Here is a 26,801-nt window from a genome sequence, read left to right on the forward strand (position 1 = left end):
CCAGTATCCATCGGCGGCATTCGACCTGCAGTGCCCTGGACCCGGAACACCGCCCGGGCGGATACTCGAAACAGTGCGTCCGTCCTGGTAGGGCGGGGCGAGGTCGAGTTCTAGTGTGCCCTGGACAAGGTGAAGGACCCGTTCCGGGGGCGGGGGATCCGCGCCGCCCCGCGGACCTGCGCGTCCCGGGGCAGCGATCGGACGGTACCGCCCCGGGCGGCGGCGAACCGATTCCGTTGTCGGCGGCGCAGCGGGCCACGTGGTTCGCGCAGCAACTGGAACCGCGGGTCCCGATCTTCATCGCCCAGTACGTCGAGTTCCACGGTGCGCTGGACATGGACCTGCTACGGCAGGAGACGGTGGAGGCGGCCCGCGAATTCGAATCGCCGTTCCTCAAGGTCTACGACGTCGACGGCCGCCCGCTGCAGTACGTGGACCATCGGACGGACACGTCGATCGCATATGTCGACTTCCGCACCGAAGAGGATCCGGTGGCGGCGGCGCACGAATGGATGGAGCGTGACTACGTCACGCCGATCGACCTGAGCGTCGACCGGCTGGTGGAGACGTCGATCCTGCAGACCGGGGACGCGCACTTCCTGTGGTACAGCAGGATTCACCACGTCGCCCTCGACGGCTACGGAGCCATGACGATGCTGCGCCGCATCGCGCACCGGTATTCCGCGAAAGTCGCGGGCCGCGAACCGGATCCGAACCGGGCGGTCAGCCTGCGGCAGCTGTACGACATCGACAGCCGGTACCGTGCCTCGGACCGGTTCCTGACCGACCGGGAGTACTGGGCGGAGCGGGTCGCCGGGGTCGAGGGCACCACACTGGCGCGGACGGCGGGACACGTGTCCGCCGCCAGCACGGTGGAGAGCGCCGTCCTCTCCGACGACGTCGTGGCCGTTCTCGATTCCCGCGACAGTCCGTCGGCGGCCACCATCATCGCGGCCGCGGCGTGCTACCTGGCGCGACGCACCGGCAGAACCGATGTGCTGGTGACCATCCCGGTGTCGGCGCGCACGACGGCGGTGCTGCGCAATTCCGGCGGCATGCTCGTCAACGTCGCCCCGATGCCCGTCCGCGTCCGCGCCGAGGACACCGTCGCGGACCTGATCGAGCAGGTCCAGCGTGAACTCGTCGCGGCACTGCGGCACCAGCGGTGCAGTATCGACGACATCCGCCGCGACGCCGGCGACACCGCGTCGACGGCGCTGTACGGGCCGATGGTGAACGTCATGCTGTTCCGCCAGGAGGTGGCGCTGGGTTCGCTGGTCGGCGACTTCCACATCGTCACCTCGGGTCCGGTGGAGGACCTGCTGATCAACGTGTACCAGAGCGGCACGCCCACCAGGATCTTCGTCGACTTCCGCGCGAATCCCAGCCGCTACGAGCGCGGCGAACTGCGGGACCACCATCGGCAGTGCGTCGAACTGCTCGCGGAACTGGCCACCGCCGACCCGGCGTCGCGGGTGGGCGACATCCACGAGGAAAGCGCCCGCATCGGGGAACGGTTGCTGGGCGAGGCCCGGGAAGTCGAGTACTGGCGCCGGCGACTGGACGGGTTGCCCGACCTCCTGCCATTGCCCACCGACCGGCGCCGGCCCGCCAGACTGTCGCCGGAGAGCGACCGGGTCACCGTGGTGGTGCCTGCGGAGTTGCACCGCCGGGTGGTCGCGCTGGCCGAAGACGCAGACACCGCAGGCCGCTCGGTGTTCCTCACCGCCCTGTCGATCCTGCTCGGCCGGGTCACCGGAAGCAGTGACATCGCCGTCGGAACAGCAGTGGACGTGGGCGACCACACGGACACCGTGGTGGTGCGTTCGCGGTACGCGGGCGAGGTGTCGTGCCGCGACTACCTGGCCCACGTCCGGGACGTCGCCGCGGAGACGGTGTCGCACACCGGGGTTCCGTTCGACCGTCTGGTGCAGGAGCTCGGCGTGTCGGTGTCGGAGGCGTACGCGCCGATCGTCCAGGTGCTGCTCGACACCCGGCCCCCGGGCTCCCCGGATGCGGAGTTCCCCGGCCTCGACCTGTGCGTGTCCGTGACGGAGGCGGTCAGCAATTCGGGGGAACCTGCCGGTGCGACCGTCGAATTCGGTTTCGCCGCAGACCTGTTCGACGCGCGCACCATCCGGGTGGCCGCCGAACGGTACCTGCGCATCCTCGGTGCGATGACGGCCGGCCCGGACGTTCCGGTCGGTGACATCGAGATCCTGTCCGTCGCCGAACGTTCCGCGTTGACACCCGTCCGGGGCCTGCCCGCCCGGTCCGAGCGCACCCTGCCCGACCTGTTCGCCGACGCCGCGGCACTGGAACCGGCGGCGACGGCCCTCACCCGGCAGGGCGAGGAATTGTCCTACCGTGAGCTGGACCGGTGGTCGACGCAGGTCGCGCGGATCCTGATCGACCGGGGTGTGGGACCGGAATCGTTCGTCGCGCTGGCGCTGCCGCGGTCGTTCCGGTCGGTGGCCTCCGTCTGGGCGGTCGCGAAGACGGGGGCGGCGTTCGTTCCGGTGGACCCGAACTACCCGGCCGACCGGGTCGACTACATGCTGGCCGATTCGGGTGTGGTGCTCGGACTGACCGAGCAGTCGGTGCGCGGCCGCCTGCACGATTCGATTCCGTGGTGCGTGCTGGACGATCCGGACTTCCGAGCCGAGTGCGCCGCCCGCCCGGACAATCCGCTGACCGACTCCGACCGCACTCGGCCGCTGCACCTCGACAACGCCGCGTACCTGATCTACACGTCCGGTTCGACGGGGCAGCCGAAGGGCGTCACCGTCACCCACCGCGGGCTGGACAACTTCGCCGCCGATCAGCAGGAGCGGTTCGGCGCCACCAGAGCGTCTCGGACACTGCACTTCTCGACCCCCAGCTTCGACGCGTCCGTGTTCGAGTACCTGCAGGCCTTCGGGGTGGGCGCCACCATGGTGGTGGTGCCGCCGACCGCATACGGCGGCGCCGAACTGGCCGACCTGCTGCGATCGGAACGCGTCACGCACGGTTTCGTCACCACCGCGGCGCTGGGAACGATCCCGCCCGATTCGCTGGGCGACTTCCTCGACGTGGCCGTCGGCGGCGAGGCCTGCCCGCCCGACCTCGTGGCCCGGTGGTCGCCCGACCGCAGGCTGTACAACGCGTACGGCCCCACCGAGACCACGATCATGGCGAACATCAGCGCGCCGATGACCGCGGGTGACCCCATCACGCTGGGCGGGCCGATCCGGGGCGCGGAGGAAATGGTGCTCGACGCCCGGCTCCATCCGGTTCCCGTCGGGGTGCCGGGTGAGCTGTACATCGCCGGGTGCGGTGTGGCCCGCGGCTATCACCGGCGTCCCGGTCTCACGGCGGCGCGGTTCGTCGCCGACCCGTACGGCCGGGGCCGGATGTACCGCACCGGCGACGTGGTGCGGTGGCGGCCCGACCACACGCTCGAGTACCTGCGGCGCAGCGACTTCCAGGTGAAGGTGCGCGGATTCCGCATCGAGCTCGGCGAGATCGACGCGGTGCTGCAGACACACCCGGACGTGCGACTGGCCGTCACCATCGGCAGGCCGGGCCCGTCCGGGGACACGGTTCTGGTCTCGTACGTCGTCCCCGCCGCGGGCAGGCCGATCGAGACTTCGGAACTGCTACGGCAGGTGCGGAACCGGTTGCCGGCGTACATGGTTCCCTCGGTGGTCGTGGTGCTGGACGAGATCCCGCTGAACCCGGTCGGGAAGCTCGACCGCGCGGCGCTGCCGGAACCGCGGTTCCTGTCCGCGGCGGCCGAGTTCAAGGCTCCTGCCGACCCGGTCGAGGAGGCGATCGCCGAGGTGTTCACCGAGGTCCTCGGCGTCGAGCGGATCAGTGTCGACGACAGCTTCTTCGACCTCGGCGGCAACTCTCTGGTCGCGACGCGGGTGATCGCCCGGGTCAACGCGGCCCTCGGTTCGGACGTGGGGGTGCGGGCGCTGTTCGAGGCGCCCACCGTCGAACTGCTGGCAGCGCACGTCCGCCGGGCGGGCACGGAACTCGTGGACCGGCCACCCCTGACCGTCGGGGAGCGGCCCGAGCGCGTCCCGCTGTCGCTGGCGCAGCAGCGGATGTGGTTCATCAACCAGTTCGACACGTCGTCGGTGGCATACAACATCCCGATGGCCGTGCGGCTCATCGGACCCCTGGACGCAGACACGCTGCGGGCCGCGGTGGGGGACGTGATCGAGCGGCACGAGTCGCTGCGCACCAAGTATCCCGCGTCGGAGGACGGGCCGTACCAGGTGGTCGTCGACACCGCGGACGTCGTTCCCGACCTCACCCCGCAGGTCGACGGCGACGAGTCGCTGCACGACCGGATCGCGACCCTCCTCGATGGCGGGTTCGATGTGAGCGCGAAGGTCCCGCTGCGCGCGGCCCTGTTGTGGACCGGCCCGGACGAACACGTGCTCGTGATCGTGGTGCATCACATCGCGGCCGACGGGGCGTCGCTCGCGCCGCTGGCCCGCGACCTGATCGTCGCCTACTCGGCGCGCCGGTCCGGGACCCTGCCGAGCTGGGAGCCGCTGCCCGTGCAGTACGCCGACTTCAGCGTGTGGCAGCGCCGCCTGCTCGGCAGTGCCGAGGACCCGGACAGCCTCATGTCCCGGCAATTGCAGTACTGGCGCGAAGTGCTGGCCGACCTCCCGGAGGTCAGCGCGCTCCCGCTCGACCGGAACCGGCCGGTCACCCGCTCGCTCGCGGGGGCGACCGCGGCGTTCCCGATCGATGCCGGCCTGCACCGGAAACTGCTCCTCCTCGCACGCGAGCACAACGCGACGCTGTTCATGGTGATGCACGCGGCGCTCGCCGTGCTGCTGTCGCGGATGACCGGTTCGGGGGACGTCGCCATCGGCACCCCGATCGCGGGTCGCGGCGAGGCGGCGCTGGACGACCTGGTGGGGATGTTCGTCAACACACTGGTGCTGCGGACTCCGGTGGCATCGCGCGACGTGTTCATCGACGTGCTGGCGCGGGCCCGCGACACGGATCTGGGAGCGTTCGGGCACACGGACGTCCCCTTCGAGAGCGTCGTCGACGAGCTGGCCCCCGGCCGGTCGACGTCGCACTCGCCGCTGTTCCAGGTGCTGCTCGAATTCCAGAACACGGTGCGCGCCCACCTCGAGCTGCCGGGCCTCACCGTCGAAGCGGTCGACGTCGACCCGGGCGTCGCCAAATTCGACCTGCAGTTGTCGCTCGCCGAGCACCACGACGAGAACGGCGGCGCCGCGGGAATGTCCGCGGCCTTCCTGTATGCGACGGACGTGTTCGACCGGACGTCGGTGGACGGGTTCGGGGAACGCTTCGTCCGGGTGCTGCGGGCGGTGGTGGACGACCCGGTTGCGGTGGTGGGGGACATCCCGGTTCTCGGCGGCGCCGAGCGCGACCTGGTACTGGACCGGTGGAACCGGGAGGGCGTCACCGCCGAGGCGCAAACGGTGGTCGAGTTGTTCGCGCGGGTGGCCGCGGACACCCCCGACGCCACCGCGGTGGTGTGTGGTGACGAGACACTGACCTACGGCCAATTGGACGAGCAGGCGAACCGGTTGGCACGGTTGCTGATCGCCGAGGGGGTGGGCACCGAGTCGCTGGTCGCGGTGATGGTGGATCGCACACCGGCCCTCGTGGTGACGTTGCTGGCGGTGCTCGCGGCCGGCGGCGGGTACGTGCCGGTCGACACCAGCTATCCCGCCGAGCGGGTGGCGGCGATGTTCGAGGACGCGCAGCCCGTCTGCGTCGTGGTGAGCGCGGAATTCGCGTCGGCGGCACCGGCCGGACTTCCGGTGGTGGTGATCGACGATCCGGCGACGGATCGTGCGGTGGCGGGATTGTCCGGGCTGCCGGTCACCGACTCGGACCGGCTGCGACCGCTGTGGGGCGACGCCGTCGCGTACGTCATCTTCACGTCCGGATCGACCGGGCGGCCGAAGGGCGTCCAGGTGTCGCATCGGTGCGTCGTCGCGCTGCTGGCCAACACCCGGGACCTGTTCGGGTTCGACTCGTCCGACGTGTGGACGCTGTTCCACTCGTATGCGTTCGACTTCTCCGTCTGGGAACTGTGGGGTGCGCTCGTCCACGGCGGCAGGCTGGTGCTGGTCGACTACTTCACCGCACGCTCGCCGGACACGTTCCTCGAACTGCTCCGCCGGGAACGGGTGACGGTGCTGAACCAGACGCCGACGGCGTTCTATCAGCTGACGGAGGCGGATCGCGCGGCGAGCGCCGTCGAGGACGGCGACGCACCGCCACTGTCGTTGCGGCACGTGATCTTCGGTGGCGAAGCCCTCGATGTCGGGCAACTGGAGAAGTGGTACACCCGGCACGACGACCGCGCCCCCGTGCTGGTGAACATGTACGGCATCACCGAGACCACGGTGCACGTCAGTTTTCTCGCCCTCGACCGGGCGCTGGCGGCGTCCGTGCCCGGCTCGGTCATCGGCGGCGGACTCCCCGGACTGCGGGTCTACGTCCTCGACGACCGGTTGCATCCGGTGCCGCCCGGGGTGGTGGGCGAGCTGTACGTGTCCGGCGACCAGGTGACTCGCGGCTACATCGGACGGCAGGGTCTGACCGCGACGCGGTTCGTCGCCGACCCGTTCGACCACCGCCGGGCCGGGGCGCGCATGTACCGGTCGGGTGACGTCGTCAAGTGGGGTGCGGGCGGCCGGCTCGAGTATGTGGGGCGCAGCGATTTCCAGGTGCAGCTGCGCGGATTCCGGGTGGAACTCGGCGAGGTGGAGGCGGCCCTCGCCGCGTGCGCCGGGGTGGCGCAGGCGGTGGTCGTGGTGCGCGGCGACGAGCGGGACGGCGACCGGCTGGTGGGTTACGTGGTCCCCGAGGCGGGCGCCGACGTCGACGCGGCGGCGGTCCTCGACGCGGTCGGGGCGAGCGTGCCGTCGTACATGGTGCCTGCCGCGGTGGTGGTGATCGACGCCCTGCCCCTGACCGTCAACGGCAAGCTCGACCGGAAGTCGCTGCCGGACGCCGACTTCGGCACGGCGACGGTGGGATTCGTGGCCCCGCGCAACCCGGTGGAGGAGATCGTCGCCGCGGTGTTCGCCGACCTCCTCGGCATCGTCCGGGTGGGGGCGAACGACAGTTTCTTCGCGCTCGGCGGGAACTCGCTGACCGCCACCAGGCTGGTCGCCCGCATCAACGCGGCGGTCGGCGACCGCCTGGGTGTTCGGGACGTGTTCGACGCCCCGACCGTCGCCGGCCTCGCCGCCCGCGCCGAGGCCGGGAAATCCCGGGCGGACTCCCGGCCCGCGCCCGCCCCACGGGATCCGTGGCGGGAGGTCCCGGTCTCGCTGGCGCAGCAGCGGATGTGGTTCGCCAACCAATTCGACACGGCCAGTGCGGCATACAACGTCGCGATCGCGCTCCGCCTCACCGGCGCCCTCGACGTGGCCGCGTTGCAGGCGGCCGTCACCGACGTCGTCGAGCGCCACGAGTCCCTCCGCACCGTCTTCCCGCTCACCGACAGCGGACCGCGGCAGGTGATCCTCCCACCGGAGTCCGTGGCGCCCGATCTCACACCGCAGGCCGTGGCGCCGTCGGACGTCGACGCGGAACTCCACCGCCTGCTCTCCGCGGGATTCGACGTGACGACGGAAGTGCCGCTGCGGGCAAGGCTGTTCGCGGCAGGCGAGCACGAGCACGTGCTGGCCGTGGTGGTGCATCACATCGCGGCGGACGGCTTCTCGATGGTCCCGCTCGCCCGCGACGTCCTGTCGGCGTACACGGCCCGCGCCCACGGCGTGGCACCCGACTGGACCCCGCTGCCCGTGCAGTACGCCGATTACACACTCTGGCAACGGGACCGGCTCGGCGACGAACACGAGGAGGAGTCGCCGCTGGCCCGCCAACTCCACTACTGGACCGCGACGCTCGCCGACATCCCGGACGTGCTGGAGCTGCCCACGGACCGGCCCCGCCCGGCCGCCCGCACCCTCGGTGCGGGCCGCGTCGAGTTCGGCATCGGCCCCGACCTCCATCAGGGTGTCGTGCAGGTCGCGCGCAGGCACGGGTCGACCGTGTTCATGGCGCTGCACGCCGCACTGGCGGTCCTGCTGTCGCGGCTGAGCGCGTCGGACGACGTCGCCGTGGGCACACCGATCGCGGGCCGCGGCGAGGCCGAACTCGACGACCTGGTCGGGATGTTCGTGAACACCCTCGTGCTCCGCACTCATGTCGACGGCGCCCGCACGTTCGCCGAACTGCTCGCGCAGGTCCGCGAGACCGATCTCGGGGCGTTCACGCACGCGGACGTGCCGTTCGAACGCGTCGTGGAGAGCCTGCGCCCCTCCCGGTCGACGGAGTACTCACCGCTGTTCCAGGTGATGCTCGAATTCCAGAACACCGAGCGCCCCGAGTTGGAGCTGCCGGGTCTCCACGTCGAACCCGTCGACCTCGCGTTCGACACGATCAACTTCGACCTCCAGCTGACCCTGCGGGAGAACGTCGACGCCGAGGGTCGTCCCGCGGGGATCAGTGCGGCGCTGGGATACGCCACCGACATCTTCGACGAGGACACGGTGGCCGCGTTCGCCGAGCGCCTGGTCCGGATCCTGGGCGCCGTCACCGACTCGCCGGACGCCCCGGTCGGCGACGTCGACGTCCTCGGCGCCGGCGAGCGGGCCGCGCTGACGCCGGTGAGCGGGGGACCCGGCGTGCCGGCGCGGACGCTGCCGCAGTTGCTGACGGCCGCCACCGTGGACCCGGATGCCGCGGCACTGGTCGTCGACGGACACCGGGTGTCGTACCGGGACCTCGACGAACGGTCGGACCGGCTCGCCCGGCTCCTGATCGGGCGGGGCATCGGCCCGGAACAGGTGGTGGCGCTGGCCTTGCCGCGGTCCATCGAATCCGTGCTGGCCATCTGGTCGGTGGCGAAGGCCGGGGCCGCGTTCCTGCCGGTCGACCCGAACCATCCGGCCGAGCGCATCGAGTACATGCTTGGCGATTCGGGCGCCGTCGCGGGTCTCACCACGGCCGCGGTGCGGTCCGCCCTGCCCGCGTCGATCCCGTGGCTGGTGATCGGTGACCCCGGCACCGACGCCGAGCTGTCCCTGTTCCCGGCGGCGCCGGTGACCGACACCGATCGCGCGTCCGCGTTGCACGTCGACCACCCCGCGTACGTGATCTACACGTCGGGATCGACCGGCAGGCCGAAGGGTGTCGTGACCACACACCGCGGTCTGGCGAATTTCGCTGCGGCGGAGCAGGACACGTTCGGCACCACCGCGGAGTCCCGGGCCCTGCACTTCGCGTCGCCGAGCTTCGACGCGTCGGTGCTCGAACTGATGCTGGCGACCGGGCCGGGCGCGACGATGGTGATCGCGTCCCCGTCCGTCTACGGCGGCGAAGACCTGGCGGACCTGCTGCGGCGCGAGCGGGTCACGCACTGTTTCGTCACGCCGGCGGCGCTCGCGTCGGTCGATCCCGCCGGCCTCGAGAGCGTGCGGTGCGTGGTGACCGGCGGCGAGGCCTGCCCGCCGGAACTGGTGGCGCGCTGGGCGCCGGGCCGGACCATGTTCGACGCGTACGGTCCGACCGAGGCGACGGTCGTGTCGAGCATCAGCGCGCCGCTGGCGCCGGGCGAACCGGTCACGATCGGCGCGCCGACACTCGGGTTCACCGAGACCGTCCTCGACGCGCGACTGCATCCGGTACCGGCAGGCGTGGCCGGGGAGTTGTACCTCGCGGGCCCCGCGCTCGCACGCGGTTATCACGGCAGGCACGCCCTCACCGCAGAACGGTTCGTGGCCAACCCGTTCGGGCCGCCGGGCAGCCGCATGTACCGGACCGGCGACCTCGTGCGCTGGACGGCGGACGGGCAACTCGACTACCTCGGGCGCACCGACTTCCAGGTGAAGATCCGCGGATTCCGCATCGAACTCGGCGAGGTGGAGTCGGCGCTGCTCGCCCACGCGGACGTGGCGGCGGCGGTCGCGGACGTGCGCCGCGACGGGCACTCCGGCCGGCGGCTGATCGGGTACGTCGTCCCCGAACCCGGCGCGGCCGTCGATCCGGGCGAGGTCCTGCAGTTCGCGGGCACCCGGCTCGCGTCGTACATGGTGCCCGCCGCCGTTCTGGTGATCGCGGCGCTCCCGGTGACGGTGCACGGCAAGATCGACCGGAAGGCGCTGCCGGAACCGGACTTCGGTGTCACCGTCACCGACAGCCGGCCGCCGCGCACCGAGACGGAAGCGCTGCTCGCCGGCCTGTTCCGGGATGTGCTGGGACTCGCCTCGGTGGGCGTGGACGATTCGTTCTTCGCGCTGGGCGGCGACAGCATCATGTCGATCCAACTGGTGGCCCGCGCCAAGGCCGCGGGACTGATCCTCTCCCCGCGGGACGTGTTCGAGCGCCGGTCCGTCGCCGGTCTCGCCGAGGTGGCCCACCACGAACGCGCCGATGCCGTGGTGCTGGAGGAACTTCCCGGCGGCGGAGTCGGCCCGGTGCCGCTGACCCCCGTCGTCGCGTGGATGCTCGACCGCAGCGGCGGCAGGCTGGAGCGGTTCTCGCAGTCGGTGCCGGTCACCGCGCCACGCGGCCTCACCCGCGAGGATCTCGCCGCCGCCGTCGACGCCGTGCTGGACCGTCACGACATGCTCCGCGCGCGACTCGCCGCCGACGACGCGGGGCAGTGGGCGATGACGGTGCTGCCGACCGGGTCGGTGCGGGCCGACGCGCTGATCCACCGCGTGCCCGTGCCGTCGTTCGACGCCGGCGACTTCGCGGCGGTCGCGAGAGCGGAACTGAACGCGGCGGCGGACCGGCTGGACCCGGCCGCGGCCAGCATGGTGCAGGTGCTCTGGTTCGACGGCCCGGACGGGCAGGGGCGCCTGCTGCTGGTCGCGCATCATCTCGTCGTCGACGGCGTGTCCTGGCGGATCCTGATCGCGGATCTCGCGGCCGCCCACACCCGCGTCGCCGAGGGTCTGCCCGCGGCGCTGCCGGCGGTCGGGACGTCGATGCGGCGATGGTCGCACGGGCTCACCGATGCCGCGCGGTCCCGGCACGCGGAAGGTGCACTGTGGCAGTCGATCCTGGACGGACCCGATCCGATTCTCGGCTCCCGGCCGCTGGATCCGGACGTCGACGTGGAAGCCACGACGGGCCGCGTCGTCGTGGACGTGCCGACCGGCGTCACCGATGCACTCCTCACCACACTGCCTTCCGCGTTCCACGGCGCCGTCGGCGACGGCCTGCTCACCGCGCTCGCACTGGCGATGATCCGGTGGCGGCGGCACCGCGGAATCGACACTGCCGACGTGCTGATCAACCTCGAGGGCCACGGCCGCGAGGACCACGTCGTGCCGGGCGCCGACCTGTCCCGCACCGTCGGATGGTTCACCACACTGTTCCCGGCGCGACTCGACCTCACCGGCATCGACGTCGTCGCCGCACTCGCCGCCGCCGACGCCGCCGGGGCCGCGATCAAGGCGATCAAGGAACAACTGCTCGCCATCCCCGATCACGGCATCGGGTACGGCATGCTGCGGTACCTGGACCCCGGCGGCTCCGCGGAACTGCGCCGATTCCGGCCGCCGCAGCTGAGTTTCAACTACCTCGGCCGGGTGGCGACGAGCGCCGGCGACGTGCCCTGGCTCCCGGTCGCGGACAGCGGGGACCTCGGCGGAACCCAGAACCACGACATGCCCGCCGCCTGGGTCGTCGATATCAACGCCGCGACCACCGTCCGGGACGGGGCGCCGGTGCTGACGGCGACGTGGTCGTACCCCACCGGTGTGCTGGCCGCCGAGGATGTGGAAGACCTGTCCGCACTGTGGGTGCGGGCGCTCAGGGCACTCGCCGAGCACGCGGGCAGGCCGGGCGCGGGCGGGCTGACCCCCTCCGACCTCGACCTGGTGTCCGTCGGGCAGGCCGATATCGACCGGCTCGAGCGCACCTACCCGGACCTCGCCGACATCTGGCCGCTGTCCCCGCTGCAGGCGGGTCTGCTGTTCCACGCCCAGTTGTCCGAGCATCGCCTCGACGCCTATCAGGTGCAGTTGGTCCTCGACCTGCGCGGCACCGTCGACCCGGCGAGGCTACGCCGGGCCGCTCAGGGCCTGCTGGATCGGCACGCGAATCTTCGTGTGGCGTTCGCCGACACCGGCAACGGACCGGTGCAGGTGGTACTCGATTCGGCGATCGCGCCGTGGAGCGACGTCGATCTCTCAGACCTCGACGACTCGGCGTTCCTCGCCGTCGACCGCGCCGTCCCGTTCGAGATGGCCGAGGCGCCGTTGCTCCGATTCACGTTGCTGCGCACCGCACCCGACCGGTACCGGCTGGTGCTCACCCACCACCACATCCTGCTCGACGGCTGGTCGACGCCGCTGGTGATCAAGGACCTGCTCGTCCTGTACGCGACGGATGGCGATACGAGCGCCCTGCCCCGCGTCACGCCCTACCGCGACTACCTGCAATGGATCGGCAGGCAGGACCACGAGAGGTCCACGGCCGCCTGGGTGTCCGCTCTCGCCGGCGCGGACGAGCCGACGTTCGTGGCACCCGCGGCGCGCGGCGAACAGTCCTTCGCCGAACCCGAGGACGTGCGCCTCGAGGTGGGCGAGGAGAAGACCCGCGCGTTGGAGTCCCTCGCACGCGAGCGCGGACTGACGATGAACACCCTCGTCCAGGTGGCGTGGGGGCTGGTGCTGACCACGCTCGGCACCCGGGAGGACGTGACGTTCGGTGCCACCGTGTCCGGCCGACCACCGGCGGTCGCGGGCATCGAGTCGATGGTCGGGCTGTTCATCAACACGGTGCCCGTCCGGCTGCGCCTGCGCCGGGAGGAGACGCTCGCCGAACTGCTGCAGCGTTTCCAGCGCGAACAATCGGCCTTGCTCGATCACCACTACCTGGGACTCACCGAGATCCAGCGCGCCGTCGGGGAGGGAGCCGCGTTCGACACGCTGACCGTGTTCGAGTCGTACCCGGTCGATCGCATGGGGCTGTCGGAAGACACCGACATCGCCGGCATGCACGTCGCCGGGATCGAGGGCATCGACTCCACCCACTATCCGTTCACCCTGATGGCGCACGTCGACACCGCACTGCACCTGCGACTGCGGTACCAGCCGAACGTCTTCGGCAGCGAGTTCGCGGAGTCGGTGGCGGCCCGCGTCGCACGGGTCGTGCAGATCCTGCTGTCCGACATCGACACCCCGCTCGCGCACCTGACCCTGCTGTCGGAGGCCGAACTCCGGGAGTACACCGCGGTCTGCGGCGCCCCCGCCGGGCCGCCGAGGACACTGCCCGAGATCCTCACGACGTCGGCCGGGCACCGGCCGGACGCGTCCGCGTTCGTCTTCGACGGGCTCGAGACGAGCTACCGCGAACTCGACGAGCGGTCGAGCGCGCTGGCCCGCGTGCTCATCGAACGGGGTGCCGGGCCGGAGACGTTCGTGGCGCTCGGGCTGCCCCGGTCACCGGAATCGGTGCCTGCGGTGTGGGCGGTCGCCAAGACCGGAGCCGCGTTCGTGCCCGTCGACCCGACCTATCCCGCCGACCGCATCGAGAACATGCTGGCCGATTCCGGTGCGGCACTGGGGGTCACGACGTCTGCACACCGGCACCGGATGCCCGACACCGTGCCGTGGCTGGTGCTGGACGATCCGGCCTTCGAGCGCACCTGGTCCGCCGCCTCTTCCGCCCGAATCACCGACCTGGACCGCCGGTCGGTGCTCGACGTCGACCACGCCGCCTACGCGATCTACACGTCCGGGTCCACCGGCAGGCCGAAGGGCGTCGTCGTCACCCACCGCGGTCTGGCGAACCTGCTCACCGAGCAGACCGAGCACTACACCGTGTCGCCCGACTCTCGCTGCCTGCACATCTGCTCACCCAGTTTCGACGTGGCGATCCTCGAACTCGTCCAGTCGTGCGCGGCGGGCGCGACGCTCGTGATCGCGCCCCCCGACGTCTACGGCGGCGCGGAACTCGCGGACCTGCTGCGCCGCGAACGGGTCACCCACGCCTGCATCACCCCGGCCGTCCTGGCCACCGTGGAGCGCGACGGCATCGAGCACCTCGAGGCGCTTGTCGTGGCGGGCGACGCCGTCGGCGACGAACTGGTGGCCACGTGGGGCGCGGACCGGGCGATGTTCAACGGTTACGGCCCCACCGAGGCGACCGTCCTCACGACGTTCAGCACGCCGATGACACCGGGAGAACCGGTCACGATCGGGAGCCCCGTCCGCGGCATCGCACTGTCCGTCCTCGACGCCCGGTTGCAGCCCGTCCCGGCCGGGGTGCCCGGCGAGTTGTACATCGCGGGACCGGCTCTGGCCCGCGGCTACCACCGGCGCCCGTCGCTCACCGCAGAGCGGTTCGTCGCCAACCCCTACGGCCGCGGCCGGATGTACCGCACGGGCGACGTCGTGCGGTGGCGTCGCGACCACACCCTCGAGTACCTCGGGCGCAGCGACTTCCAGGTGAAGATCCGCGGTCAGCGCGTGGAACTGGGGGAGATCGACTCCGTTCTCGCCACCCACCCGCACCTCGACTTCGCCGCGACCCTCGGCAGGCCGGGCCCGCTGGGAGACACGGCACTCGTGTCGTACGTCCTGCCGCACGACGGCGAGGAGGTGGCGGCACCGGACGTGCTCGCGTTCGCGGGCCGCATCCTGCCGAAGTACATGGTGCCCGCGGCCGTGGTGGTGCTCGACGAGATCCCGCTGACCCCCGTCGGCAAACTCGACCGGAAGGCGCTGCCGGCACCGGAATTCGTCACGGCGACCCTCGGTTACCGGGCGCCCACCACTCCGGTCGAGGAGGCCGTCGCGGACGTGTTCGCCGAGGTGCTCGGCGCTCCGCGCGTCGGTGCGGACGACAGCTTCTTCGACCTCGGCGGCGACTCGCTCAGCGCCACCCGGGCCGTCGCGCGCATCAACTCCGCCCTCGATGCCGGGATCGGGGTGGCCGCACTGTTCGACGCGCCCGTGGTGGCCGATCTGGCGGTCCGGATCGACTCGGCCGCGTCGACGAGGACGCCGTCGGTGGCGCTCGCCGCCGGGCCGCGACCCGACCGGATACCGCTGTCGCTGGCGCAGCAGCGGATGTGGTTCGTCAACCAGTTCGACACGTCCTCGCCCGCCTACAACATCCCGATCGCCCTGCGGCTGACCGGCGCCCTCGACCGCGCCGCCCTGCACGCGGCGGTCGGCGACGTCGTGGAGCGGCAGGAAGCGCTGCGCACGGTGTTCCCCGGGTCGGTCGACGGACCGCACCAGGTGATCGTCGATCCCGGGCGGGCCACCCCCGGCCTCGACCCGGTGCCCGTGTCCGGTGACCGTGCACTGCAGGACGCCGTCGCGGCACTGGTCGGCACGGGTTTCGACGTGAGCGACGAGATTCCGTTCCGGGCCCGGCTGTTCGCACTGGAACCCGAGCAGCACGTCCTCGCCATCGTCGTGCACCACATCGCCGCCGACGGGTTCTCGATGATGCCGCTGGCCCGCGACGTCATGCTCGCGTACACCGCCCGGACCGTGGGGGAGACACCCGGCTGGACGCCGCTGGCGGTGCAGTACGCCGACTACAGTGTGTGGCAGCGGGACGTCCTCGGCGGGGTGGACGATCCGGGCTCGGTGATGTCTCGCCAACTGGGCTACTGGACGGACACGCTGTCCGGTGCGCCCGAGTTGTTGCAGCTCCCGGTCGACCGGCCTCGACCCGCGCAGCGGTCGTACCGCGGGGACGTCGTCGAGTTCGACGTGCCCGCGCGACTGCACCGGGCGCTGAACACGATCGCGGCCCAGCACAATTCGACGCTGTTCATGGCCGTGCACGCGGCGTTCGCCGTGCTGCTGTCCCGGCTGTCGGGCACCGGCGACGTCACGATGGGAACGCCGGTCGCCGGTCGCGGGCAGGCGGCACTCGACGACGTGGTCGGCATGTTCGTCAACACCCTCGTCCTGCGGACCGTGGTGGACCCGCGGGCGTCGTTCGGTGAGGTCCTGACCGCGGTCCGGGCCGCGGATCTCGGCGCGTTCGAGCATGCGGACATCCCGTTCGAGCGGCTCGTCGACCACCTCGCCCCCGAGCGGTCCACGTCGCACGCCCCGCTGTTCCAGGTGCTCATCGAGTTCCGGAATGCGGAGGGCACCCACCTCGAGTTGCCGGGACTCACCGTGGATTCGCTCGACGTGGACCTTCGGGTCGCGAAATTCGACCTCGAACTGAGCGTCGCCGAACAGGTCGACGAGGACGGCGCACCCGCCGGACTCGCCGCCGGCCTGCGGTTCGCGACGGACGTGCTCGACCGCGACACGGTGACCCGGTTCGCGGAACGGTTCCTGCGGGTGCTCGACTCGATCGCCGCGGCCGGGGCGCTCCCGGTGGGGGACATCGACATCCTGGACCCGGCGGAGTGGGAGTCGGTGCTGCCCGCGTTCGCCGAACCGGTCGGAGCGCACGCGACGCTGGTGGAGCTCTTCGAGCGGGCCGCGGAGCGGTCCCGCGACGCGACGGCCGTCGTCTGCGAGGGCGCGTCGCTCACCTACGAAGAGCTGGACACCCGGTCGAATCGCCTGGCGCGGTTGCTGATCGCGCGCGGCGCGGGCCCGGAGACCCTGGTGGCCGTCGCCGCCGCGCGGTCGGTGGACCTGGTGGTGGCGCTGCTCGCGGTGGTGAAATCGGGGGCCGGCTATGTGCCCGTCGACGTCTCGTACCCGGAAGAGCGGCTCGCGTACGTGTTCGCCGACGCCCGGCCGGTGTGTGTGCTGACCACCGAGGCCGAATTCGGTGCGGTCCGGCCGAGCGGGATCCCGGCCGTCATCGTCGACGGCGCGGAGACGGCGGCCGAACTGGACCGCATGTCGCCGCTGCCGGTGACCGATGGTGACCGGAGCGGACCCCTGCACCCCGACTCGGTGGCGTATGTCATCTACACCTCCGGCTCGACGGGAAAGCCGAAAGGCGTTCAGGTGTCGCACCGCAACGTCGCCGGCCTGTTCGCGCACACGCAGCCGCTGTTCGGTTTCGCCGCCTCCGACGTGTGGACCATGTTCCACTCGGCGGCGTTCGACTTCTCCGTCTGGGAGTTGTGGGGTGCGCTGCTCCACGGCGGCAGGTTGGTGGTGGTCGACTACTTCACCACCCGCTCACCCGACGCGTTCCTGCGACTGCTGCGGGACGAGAACGTCACCGTCCTGAATCAGACCCCCACGGCCTTCTACCAACTCGCCGAGGCGGACCGGGTGGCCGGCGGCACCGAACTGGCGCTGCGCGTGGTGGTGTTCGGCGGCGAGGCCCTCGACCTGGGGCAGCTCACCCGCTGGTACGCGCGACACGGAGACACCGTCCCGGCGCTGGTGAACATGTACGGCATCACCGAAACCACCGTGCACGTCAGCCATCTGCCGCTGGACGAGGAACTCGCCGCGTCCGCGTCGGCGTCCGTGATCGGCCGGGCCCTGCCCGGACTGCGCGTGCACGTGCTCGACTCCCGTCTGCACCCGGTTCCGCCGGGTGTGGTCGGGGAACTCTATGTGTCCGGCGCGCAGGTGTCCCGCGGGTACCTGGGCCGGTTCACGCTCACGTCGACCCGGTTCGTGGCCGACCCGTACACCCCCGGATCCCGGATGTACCGGTCCGGCGACCTCGGCCGGTGGAACCGAGACGGTCAGTTGGACTATCTGGGCCGCAACGACTTCCAGGTTCAGATCAAGGGGTTCCGCATCGAACTGGGCGAGGTGGAGTCGGCGCTCCTCGCCTGCGACGGTGTGGCGCAGTCGGTGGTGCTGGCTCGGAACGAGCGCCTGGTGGGCTACGTGGTGCCCGAGGCGGGCCGGGTGCTGGACCCCGCCGGGATCGTCGACACGGTCGGGGGCCGGTTGGCGGCGCACATGGTGCCCGCCGCCGTGGTGGTGCTCGACGCCCTGCCGCTCACCGTGAACGGCAAACTCGACCGCCGGGCGCTGCCCGAACCGGACTACGGCCGGCAGGTGTCGCTCGGCCGCGCACCGGCGACGGAGACGGAACGGATCCTCGCCGGCCTGTTCGCCGAGGTCCTCGGCCTCGCCACGGTGGGTGTCGACGATTCGTTCTTCGCGGTCGGCGGCGACTCGATCATGTCGATCCAGCTGGTCACCCGGGCGAAGGCGTCCGGGGTGGTGATCACCCCGCGGGACGTGTTCGAACGCAAGACGGTTGCCGCACTCGCGGAGGTCGCCACGTCGGGGGAGGAGACGATCACCCTCGAGGAGTTGCCCGGCGGCGGCGTCGGCGAGTTCCCGCTGACCCCGATCGTGCGCTGGATGCTGGGCCGGGACGGCGATTTCCGGCGGTACTCGCAGGCCGCGCTGTTCACGACGCCCGCCGAACTGGACGAGACCACGCTGACGGCGGCGATGCAGGCCGTCCTGGACCGGCACGACATGCTGCGTGCCCGCCTGTACCGCAGCGACCGCTGGATCATGGCGACCGCGCCACCGGGATGGGTGCGGGCGACCGAGGTGGTGCGCACGGTGCCGCTCGGTGCCGCGGACTCGTTCACCGACGCCGCGTCCCGCGAACTGGACGCCGCCGCGGGCCGCCTCGACCCGGAGTCGGGTGTGATGGTGCAGGCGGTGTGGTTCGCGAGCACCGCGGAAGCCGAGCCGGGACGCTTGCTGATCGTCGCCCATCACGTGGTGGTCGACGGGGTGTCGTGGCGCATCCTCGTCCCCGATCTCGCCCTCGCCTGCGCCCGCGTGCTGTCCGGTGAGGCGCCCGCCCTGCCCGACACCGGTACGTCGATGCGCACCTGGGCGCACGCCCTCACCGACGTCGCGCAGGAACCTTCCCGCACAGCCGAACTCGGCCTGTGGCGGCGGATGCTCGACACCCCCGACCCGCCGCTGGGGTCGCGGCCGCTGACCCCAGCCGACGTCCAGACCTCCGACGTCGAGGTCCAGCTTCCCGTCGCCGTCACCGAGACCTTGCTGACTTCGCTCCCGCAGGCGTTCCACGGGAACGTGGCGGACGGGTTGCTGACGGCGCTGGCGCTGGCGCTCGTCCGGTGGCGCCGCGACCGCGGGATCGAGTCGTCCGCCGCGCTCGTGAACCTGGAAGGGCACGGTCGTGAGGAACACGTGGTCCCGGGCGCCGATCTGGCGCGCACGGTCGGCTGGTTCACCACGATCTTCCCGGTGGGCCTCGACCTGGGCGGCGTGGACGTGGGGGACGCGTTCGCGGCGGGTCCGGCCGCCGGCGACGCGGTCAAGGCGGTGAAGGAGCGGCTGCACTCGATCCCCGACCACGGCATCGGGTTCGGGCTTCTCCGGTACCTCGACGAAGACACGGCCCGGGAATTGTCGGCGCAGGCGAGTCCGCAGGTGAGCTTCAACTACCTCGGCAGACTCGGCGCGGGCACCGCCCCGGGCGGCGACTGGATGCCACTCTCCGACGCGGGACTCGCCGCCGCCGCGCACTCCGGGCTGCCCGCGGCGGCCGTCGTCGACGTGAACGCCAGAACCACCGACACCGCCGCCGGTCCGGTGCTCACGGCGACGTGGTCGTTCCCCGTCGGGGTGATCGCGGCGGCGGACGTCGGCGAACTCGCGCGACTGTGGGTGCGGGCGCTGGAGGCCCTGTCCGAGCACGCCCGGTCGGGTGGCGGCGGCTTCACCCCGTCCGACCTGAACCTCGTCCGACTCGGCCAGAGCGCGATCGACGACCTCGAACGCCGGTACCCGGCGATGACCGACGTCTGGCCGTTGTCGCCGTTGCAGGCGGGCATGCTGTTCCACGCCGAACTGGCCGTCGAGTCGGTGGACGCCTACCTCGTCCAGCTGATTCTCGACCTTGCCGGTGACGTCGATGCGGCACGGTTGCGCCGGGCGGCAGGGGCGCTCCTCGACCGTCACCCGAATCTGCGCAGCACGTTCTGCCACGATGCCGACGGCGGGGCCGTGCAGGTCGTCTCGGGCCGGGTCACCGTGCCCTGGCGGGAGATCGACCTGAGCGGCCTGGACGGGGACGCGGCGGAGGCCGAGATCGAGCGGCTGCTGGCCGCCGACCGGACCACCCCCTTCGACATGGCCACCGCTCCGCTGATCCGGTTCCTGCTGGTGTGGACGGGGGGCGGCCGCTGCCGACTGGTGTCGACGAACCACCACATCCTGCTCGACGGCTGGTCGATGCCGCTGATGATCCGGGAACTGCTCACGCTGTACGCCACGGACGCCGACCCCTCGCCGCTGCCCCGCGTGCGGGACTACCGCGACTACCTGGCGTGGATGAGTGGGCGCGACACGGGCATGTCCGCGCGGGCCTGGGCGCACGCCCTGAACGGGGTCGAGGAACCGACGCTGCTGATCCCCGCGGACCGGGGGCGGCAACTGTCGACCGTGTCGCGGGAGTGGGTGTTCGACCTCGACGAGGACCGGACCGACCGGTTGCGCGAATCCGCGCGCACCCGCGGGCTCACGCTCAACAGCATCCTGCAGACGGCGTGGGGCATCGTGCTGGGAATGCTCACCGGACGCGACGACGTCGTGTTCGGTGCCACCGTGTCCGGCAGGCCGCCGGAACTCGCGGGCATCGAGACGATGGTCGGGCTGTTCATCAACACCGTGCCGGTGCGGGTCACGCTGCGCCCCGACGAGACGCTCGGCGCGTTGCTGGAGCGGGTGCAGGCCGAGCAGGCGGCGATGCTCGATCACCACTACACGGGTCTCGCCGAGATCCGGGACGCCGCGGGCCCCGGCGCCGGATTCGACACCCTCACGGTGTTCGAGTCGTATCCGGTGGACCGGGCCGGGCTGTCGGAGGACACCGACATCGCCGGGCTCCGAGTGACCGGCGTCGACGCCCGCGACGCCGCCCACTACCCACTGAGTCTCGTCGCGTCCGCGGCGGCGAGCCTGCACCTGAAGTTCGAGTACATCCCAGACCTGTTCGCCCCCGGCGAGGTCGAGGACATCGCCGACCGGGTGGTGCGGGTGCTCGACGCCTGTGCCGGACCCGACGTTCCGCTGGCCCGGTTGTCGCTGCTCACCGAGCGGGAACGCGAGGAACTGGTGCCGGTCCGGGGTGGCCCGGCAGGTTCCGTGCGCACTCTCGCGCAGATCTTCACCGACGCCGCGGCGGTCGACCCGGAAGCGGTCGCCCTGTCGTCCGGCGACGTCGAGGTGTCGTACCGGGAGCTGGACGAGCGGTCCACCCGGCTCGCGCGTGCCCTGATCGGTCGCGGTCTCGGCCCGGAAATGTCGGTGGCCGTGGGTGTTCCGCGTTCGATCGAATCGGTGCTGTGCATGTGGGCGGTGGCCAAGGCCGGGGCCGTGTTCGTGCCCGTCGACCCGAACTATCCCGATGAACGCATCGCGCACATGCTCACCGACTCGGAATGCGCTCTCGGGCTGACGACGTCCGAGCATCGCGCCCGGCTGCCCGGGAGCACGCGCTGGCTCGTCCTCGACGACCCCGCGTTCGACGCCGAGTGCGCCGCCGGTTCCACGGCGCCGGTTGGCGACCGCGACCGCACGGCACCGGTCACGCTCGACTCCGCCGCCTACGTCGTCTACACGTCGGGCTCCACCGGAATGCCGAAGGGCGTCACCGTGACGCACCGCGGCCTGGACAACTTCGCCAAAGACCAACTCGTCCGCTTCGGGGCGGACTCGGAGTCCCGGACGCTGCACTTCTCGACCCCGAGCTTCGACGGCTCCGTGTTCGAATACCTGCAGGCGTTCGGCGCCGCCGCGACGATGGTGATCGCGCCGCCCACCGTGTTCGGCGGCGACGAACTCGCCCAGCTGATCCGCGACCGGCGGGTCACGCACGCGTTCGTCACCACCGCGGCGCTCGCATCCCTCGACCCCGCCGGGCTGGATCTGTTCGCTGACGTCGTGGTCGGCGGCGAGGCCTGCCCACCCGAACTCGTGTCCCGGTGGGCGCCGGGACGCCGGTTGTACAACGGGTACGGGCCGACCGAGACCACGGTCATGTCCAACATCAGCGATCCCCTGACCGCGGGGGAGCGCATCACCATCGGCGGACCGATCCGCGGTGTCACGGAACTGGTGCTGAATTCGCGGTTGCAGCCGGTTCCGGCCGGGGTTCCCGGGGAGTTGTACCTTGCAGGTGCGGGACTGGCGCGCGGCTACCACCGCCGTCCCGGGCTCACCGCGGCACGGTTCGTGGCCGACCCGTGCCGTCCCGGCGAGCGGATGTACCGCACCGGCGACGTCGTCCGGTGGACCGCCGGGCACACCATCGAATACCTGGGCCGCAGCGACTTCCAAGTGAAGGTCCGCGGATTCCGCATCGAACTCGGCGAGATCGACACGACGCTCGCGGCGGTCCCCGGCGTCCGGTTCGCGGTCACCGTCGCCTACCGCGGCCCCGCCGGCGACACCCTGCTGGCGTCCTACGTCGTGCCCGCCCCCGGGCACACCCTCGACACCGTCGACCTCACCCGCGGTCTCGCGAGCAGGCTGCCCGCCCACATGGTGCCCTCGTCGATCATGGTTCTGGACGAAATCCCGCTGAACGCCGTCGGCAAGTTCGACCGCAAGGCCCTGCCCACCCCCGAATTCGACGTCGGCGCCGCCGAATACCGGGCACCCGCCGACCCGGTGCAGGAGACGGTGGCCGACGTCTTCGCGGAGGTACTCGGACTGGACCGGGTCAGCGCGGACGCCGGATTCTTCGACCTCGGCGGCAACTCGCTGAGCGCCACCCGCGCCGTGGCGCGCCTGCGCGCAGCGCTCGGCACGGACATCGGGGTGCGGGCCCTGTTCGAGGCGCCCACGGTGGAGACGCTCGCCGCGCGCATCGAGCATGCGGGAGCGGGTCCGTCCGGCCGTCCCGCCCTGACCGCCGGGGACCGCCCGGGCCGCATCCCGCTGTCGTACGCCCAGCAGCGCATGTGGTTCATCAACCAGTTCGACACGAGTTCGCCCGCCTACAACATTCCGATGGTGGTGCGGCTCACCGGCGACCTCGAAGTGGACGCGCTGAGGCTGGCGGTCACGGACGTCGTGACCAGGCACGAGTCGCTGCGCACCCGATTCCCGCTCCGTGACGGCGAACCGGTGCAGGAGATCCTCCCGCCGCCGGCGCCGATGCCCCCGCCGACCGCGGTCGCGGACGACAGCCGGCTCCGGGAGGAACTCACCCGGCTGGTGTCGGCCGGCTTCGACGTCGCCGCCGCCGTCCCGCTGCGAATCGCCCTGTTCACGCTCGACCCGACCACACGGGTCCTCGCCGTCGTGGTGCACCACATCTCGGCCGACGGCTTCTCGATGGCCCCGCTGGTGCGGGATGTGATGGTGGCGTACGAATCCCGCGCCCACGGTCGCGCTCCCGCGTGGACACCGCTACCGGTTCAGTACGCCGACTACACGCTGTGGCAGCGCAGACTTCTCGGTTCGGAGGACGACCCCGGGTCGCTGATCTCGCGGCAACTGTCCTACTGGGAGTCGGCGCTGGCCGGGCTGCCCGAACTCCTCGAACTGCCCATCGACCGCCGGCGTCCCGCGCAGCAGACGTTCCACGGCGACCGGGTGGGCTTCACGATCGAGGCGGGGCTGCACGAGCGGATCCGGGCGGCGGCTCGCGAGCACCGGTCCACCGAGTTCATGATCGTGCACGCCGCACTCGCCGTCCTGCTCGGGCGGCTCGGCGGCACGAGCGACGTGGCGATCGGCACCCCGATCGCCGGCCGCGGAGAGGCGGCGCTCGACGACCTCGTCGGCATGTTCGTCGGCACACTGGCCCTGCGCACCACGATCGAGGCAGGGCAGCCGTTCCGCGACCTGCTCGCGCAGGTCCGCGACGCCGATCTCGGTGCGTTCGCACACGCCGACCTGCCCTTCGAACGGGTGGTGGACGCCGTCGGCCCGGTGCGCTCGACCGCCCACTCGCCGCTCTTCCAGGTGTCCCTCGAATTCCAGAACACCGAGAGTCCCGCGCTGCGGTTGCCCGGGCTGAGCGTCGAGGGACTCGATCCCGACCTCGCGGTCGTGAAGGTGGACCTCGAGGTCATCCTCGACGAGCGGTTCGACACCGACGGCGCCCCGGCGGGCATGACGGGGGCGATCGACTACGCGACCGACCTGTTCGACGCCGACACGGTTCAGGGTTTCGCGGAACGGTTCGTGCGCATCCTCGACTCCGTCACCGCCGAACCCGGCATCCCGGTCGGCGACATCGAGATCCTCGGCACCGACGAGGTCGCGGCGCTCACCCCGGCGCGCGGAGCACCCGACGCGCCCAACGTCCTGCTGCCGGACCTGCTGACGGCAGCGGTCCGACTCGACCCGGACGCCGACGCGCTGTCGTACCGGACCCGCGCGATCACGTACCGCGAACTCGACGAGACGTCGAACCGGCTGGCGCGCCGGCTGATCGAGGCCGGGGCGGGACCGGGAACCACTGTCGCGCTGAGCCTCTCGAGGTCGATCGAATCGGTGCTGTCGGTGTGGGCCGTCGCCCGGACGGGCGCCGCGTTCCTGCCCGTCGACCCCGGGTATCCGCCCGACCGGATCGAGCACATGCTCACCGACTCGGGTGCGGTGTCGGGCGTGACCGTCCGGGAACACCGCGATCGGCTGCCCACCGCCGTGACCTGGATCGTGCTCGACGACGTCCGGGACGCCGACCGGATCAGGACGCAGTCACCGGACCCGGTCACCGACGCGGACCGGACAGCACCGCTCCACGAATCGCATCCCGCGTATCTCATCTACACCTCCGGATCCACGGGCGTCCCCAAGGGCGTGGCCGTCACGCACCGCGGCCTGGCAAACCTCGCCGCGGAGGAACGGGACCGCCTCGCCGTCACCCGAGGCTCGCGGGTGCTGCACTTCGCGTCGCCGAGTTTCGACGCGTCCGTCTTCGAACTCGTCATGGCGTTCTGCGCGGGTGCGACGCTGGTGATCGCACCGCCCACGATCTACGGCGGCACCGAACTGGCCGCGCTGCTGAGCGAAGAGCGGGTGTCCCACGGATTCGTCACCCCGACCGCACTGGCGTCGATGGACCCGCTCGGCTTCGAGTCGCTGCGGACGCTGGTCGTGGCCGGTGAGGCCTGCCCACCCGAACTCGTCGCCCGGTGGGCGCCCGGCCGCCGCATGTTCAACGCCTACGGGCCGACCGAGACGACGATCATGTCGAACATCAGCGACGCGCTGGTGCCGGGCGACCCGATCACACTCGGCGCACCCACCCGCGGCGTCGCGGAGGTGGTGCTCGATTCCCGGCTGCGCCCGGTGCCGGTCGGTGTGGTCGGTGAGCTGTACGTCTCGGGCCGCGCCCTGGCCTCCGGGTATCACCGCCGGTCCGGTCTGACGGCGTCCCGTTTCGTGGCCGCCCCCTGGGGCGCCCCCGGCGACCGGATGTACCGCACGGGTGACGTGGTGCGGTGGCGCCGCGACGGCACCCTCGAATACGTCGGGCGCAGCGACTTCCAGATGAAGATCCGCGGGTTCCGTATCGAGCCCGGCGAGATCGACGCCGTCCTCACCGCCCACCCCGACGTCGGGTTCGCCGTCACGATCGGCCGGGCCGGGCCGGCCGGGGAACCGCTTCTCGTCTCCTATGTCCGGCCGGTCGGCGGCGCGGACGTCGACACCGCGGAACTGTCCCGCCTCGTCGGTGAACGGCTGCCGTCCCACATGGTGCCCGCCGCGATCGTCGTGCTCGACCGGATCCCGTTGACGCCGGTCGGCAAGCTGGATCGCGCCGCGCTGCCCGCTCCCGAGTTCCTCTCGGGCACCCGCTTCCGGCCGCCCGCCACCGACCTCGAGGCGGCGATCGTGGACGTGTTCGCCGAGGTCCTCGGTCTCGACCGGGTGGGGGCCGACGACAACTTCTTCGAGAGGAGCGGCAACTCCCTGCTCGCCACGAAGGCGGTCGCCGCGCTGCAGGAGCGACTCGACCGGAAGATCCCGTTGCAGTGGATGTTCCTCGATCCCACACCGTCCGGCCTCGCCCGCAGGATCGCACTGCCGTCGGCCGAGGGCGCAGTGACGGAGGCGCTGGCGGTGGTGATTCCGCTGCGCACCGAGGGCACCGGACGACCGCTGTTCTGCGTTCACCCGGGAATCGGGCTGTCCTGGGGATACGCGGGCCTCGTCCGCTATCTGCCCGCCGACCGCCGCGCGTACGGTCTGCAATTGCCCACGATCAGCGGGGACGGCGAGTACCGGTCGATCGAGCAACTCGCGCACCGGTACGTCGAGGAAATGAAGGCCATTCAGCCGGAGGGGCCGTACGACCTGCTCGGCTGGTCGCTGGGCGGGGTCATCGCCCACGCGATGGCCGTCGAACTCCAGCGGGCAGGCGACGACGTCGCGACCCTCGCCGTCATGGACAGCTATCCCGACAACGGCGAGGACCCGCTGTTCGGGAAACTCGACATGCGGGATCTGCTCCGCGGGCTGGGCCTCGTCGTCGCGACCGACGGCGAACTCACGAACGAACGCGCAGCGCAACTGCTCAACGAATCGTGGGGTAGCGACTCCGGACTGCGCGGAGAGCACCTCGAGCGGATCAACGCCGGATACGAGAATTCGCGGGAACTCGTCCACCGGTTCGAACCGCAGGTCTACGACGGCGACCTGCTGATCTTCCCCGCGACCGGCGACGACGACGGCACCACCCGCGCCCGGTCGGCGGAGGAGTGGCGGCCGCTGGTGACCGGCCGGATCGCGGAGTATCCGGTGGACTGCGGGCACAACGACATGATCGAGCCGCAGTCCCTCGCCGTCATCGGTCCGGTGCTGTCGAGGTATCTCGACACCGATCGCATCCCGCGCCGCGACGACCGAATCGGCTGA

Annotated in this window: 1 protein-coding gene; it reads left to right on the plus strand. The window is 71.4% G+C overall.

The annotated features are described in order from the left end of the window. The first annotated feature begins 113 nt into the window (after positions 1-113). Positions 114-26,801: a non-ribosomal peptide synthase/polyketide synthase gene (locus tag MLGJGCBP_RS21535; RefSeq protein ID WP_160097942.1), complete on the plus strand. Its 26,688-nt coding sequence runs from the start codon at positions 114-116 to the stop codon at positions 26,799-26,801.

The organism is Rhodococcus sp. T7 (assembly GCF_009872365.1).
In the GTDB taxonomy this organism is placed as follows: Bacteria; Actinomycetota; Actinomycetes; order Mycobacteriales; family Mycobacteriaceae; genus Rhodococcus_F.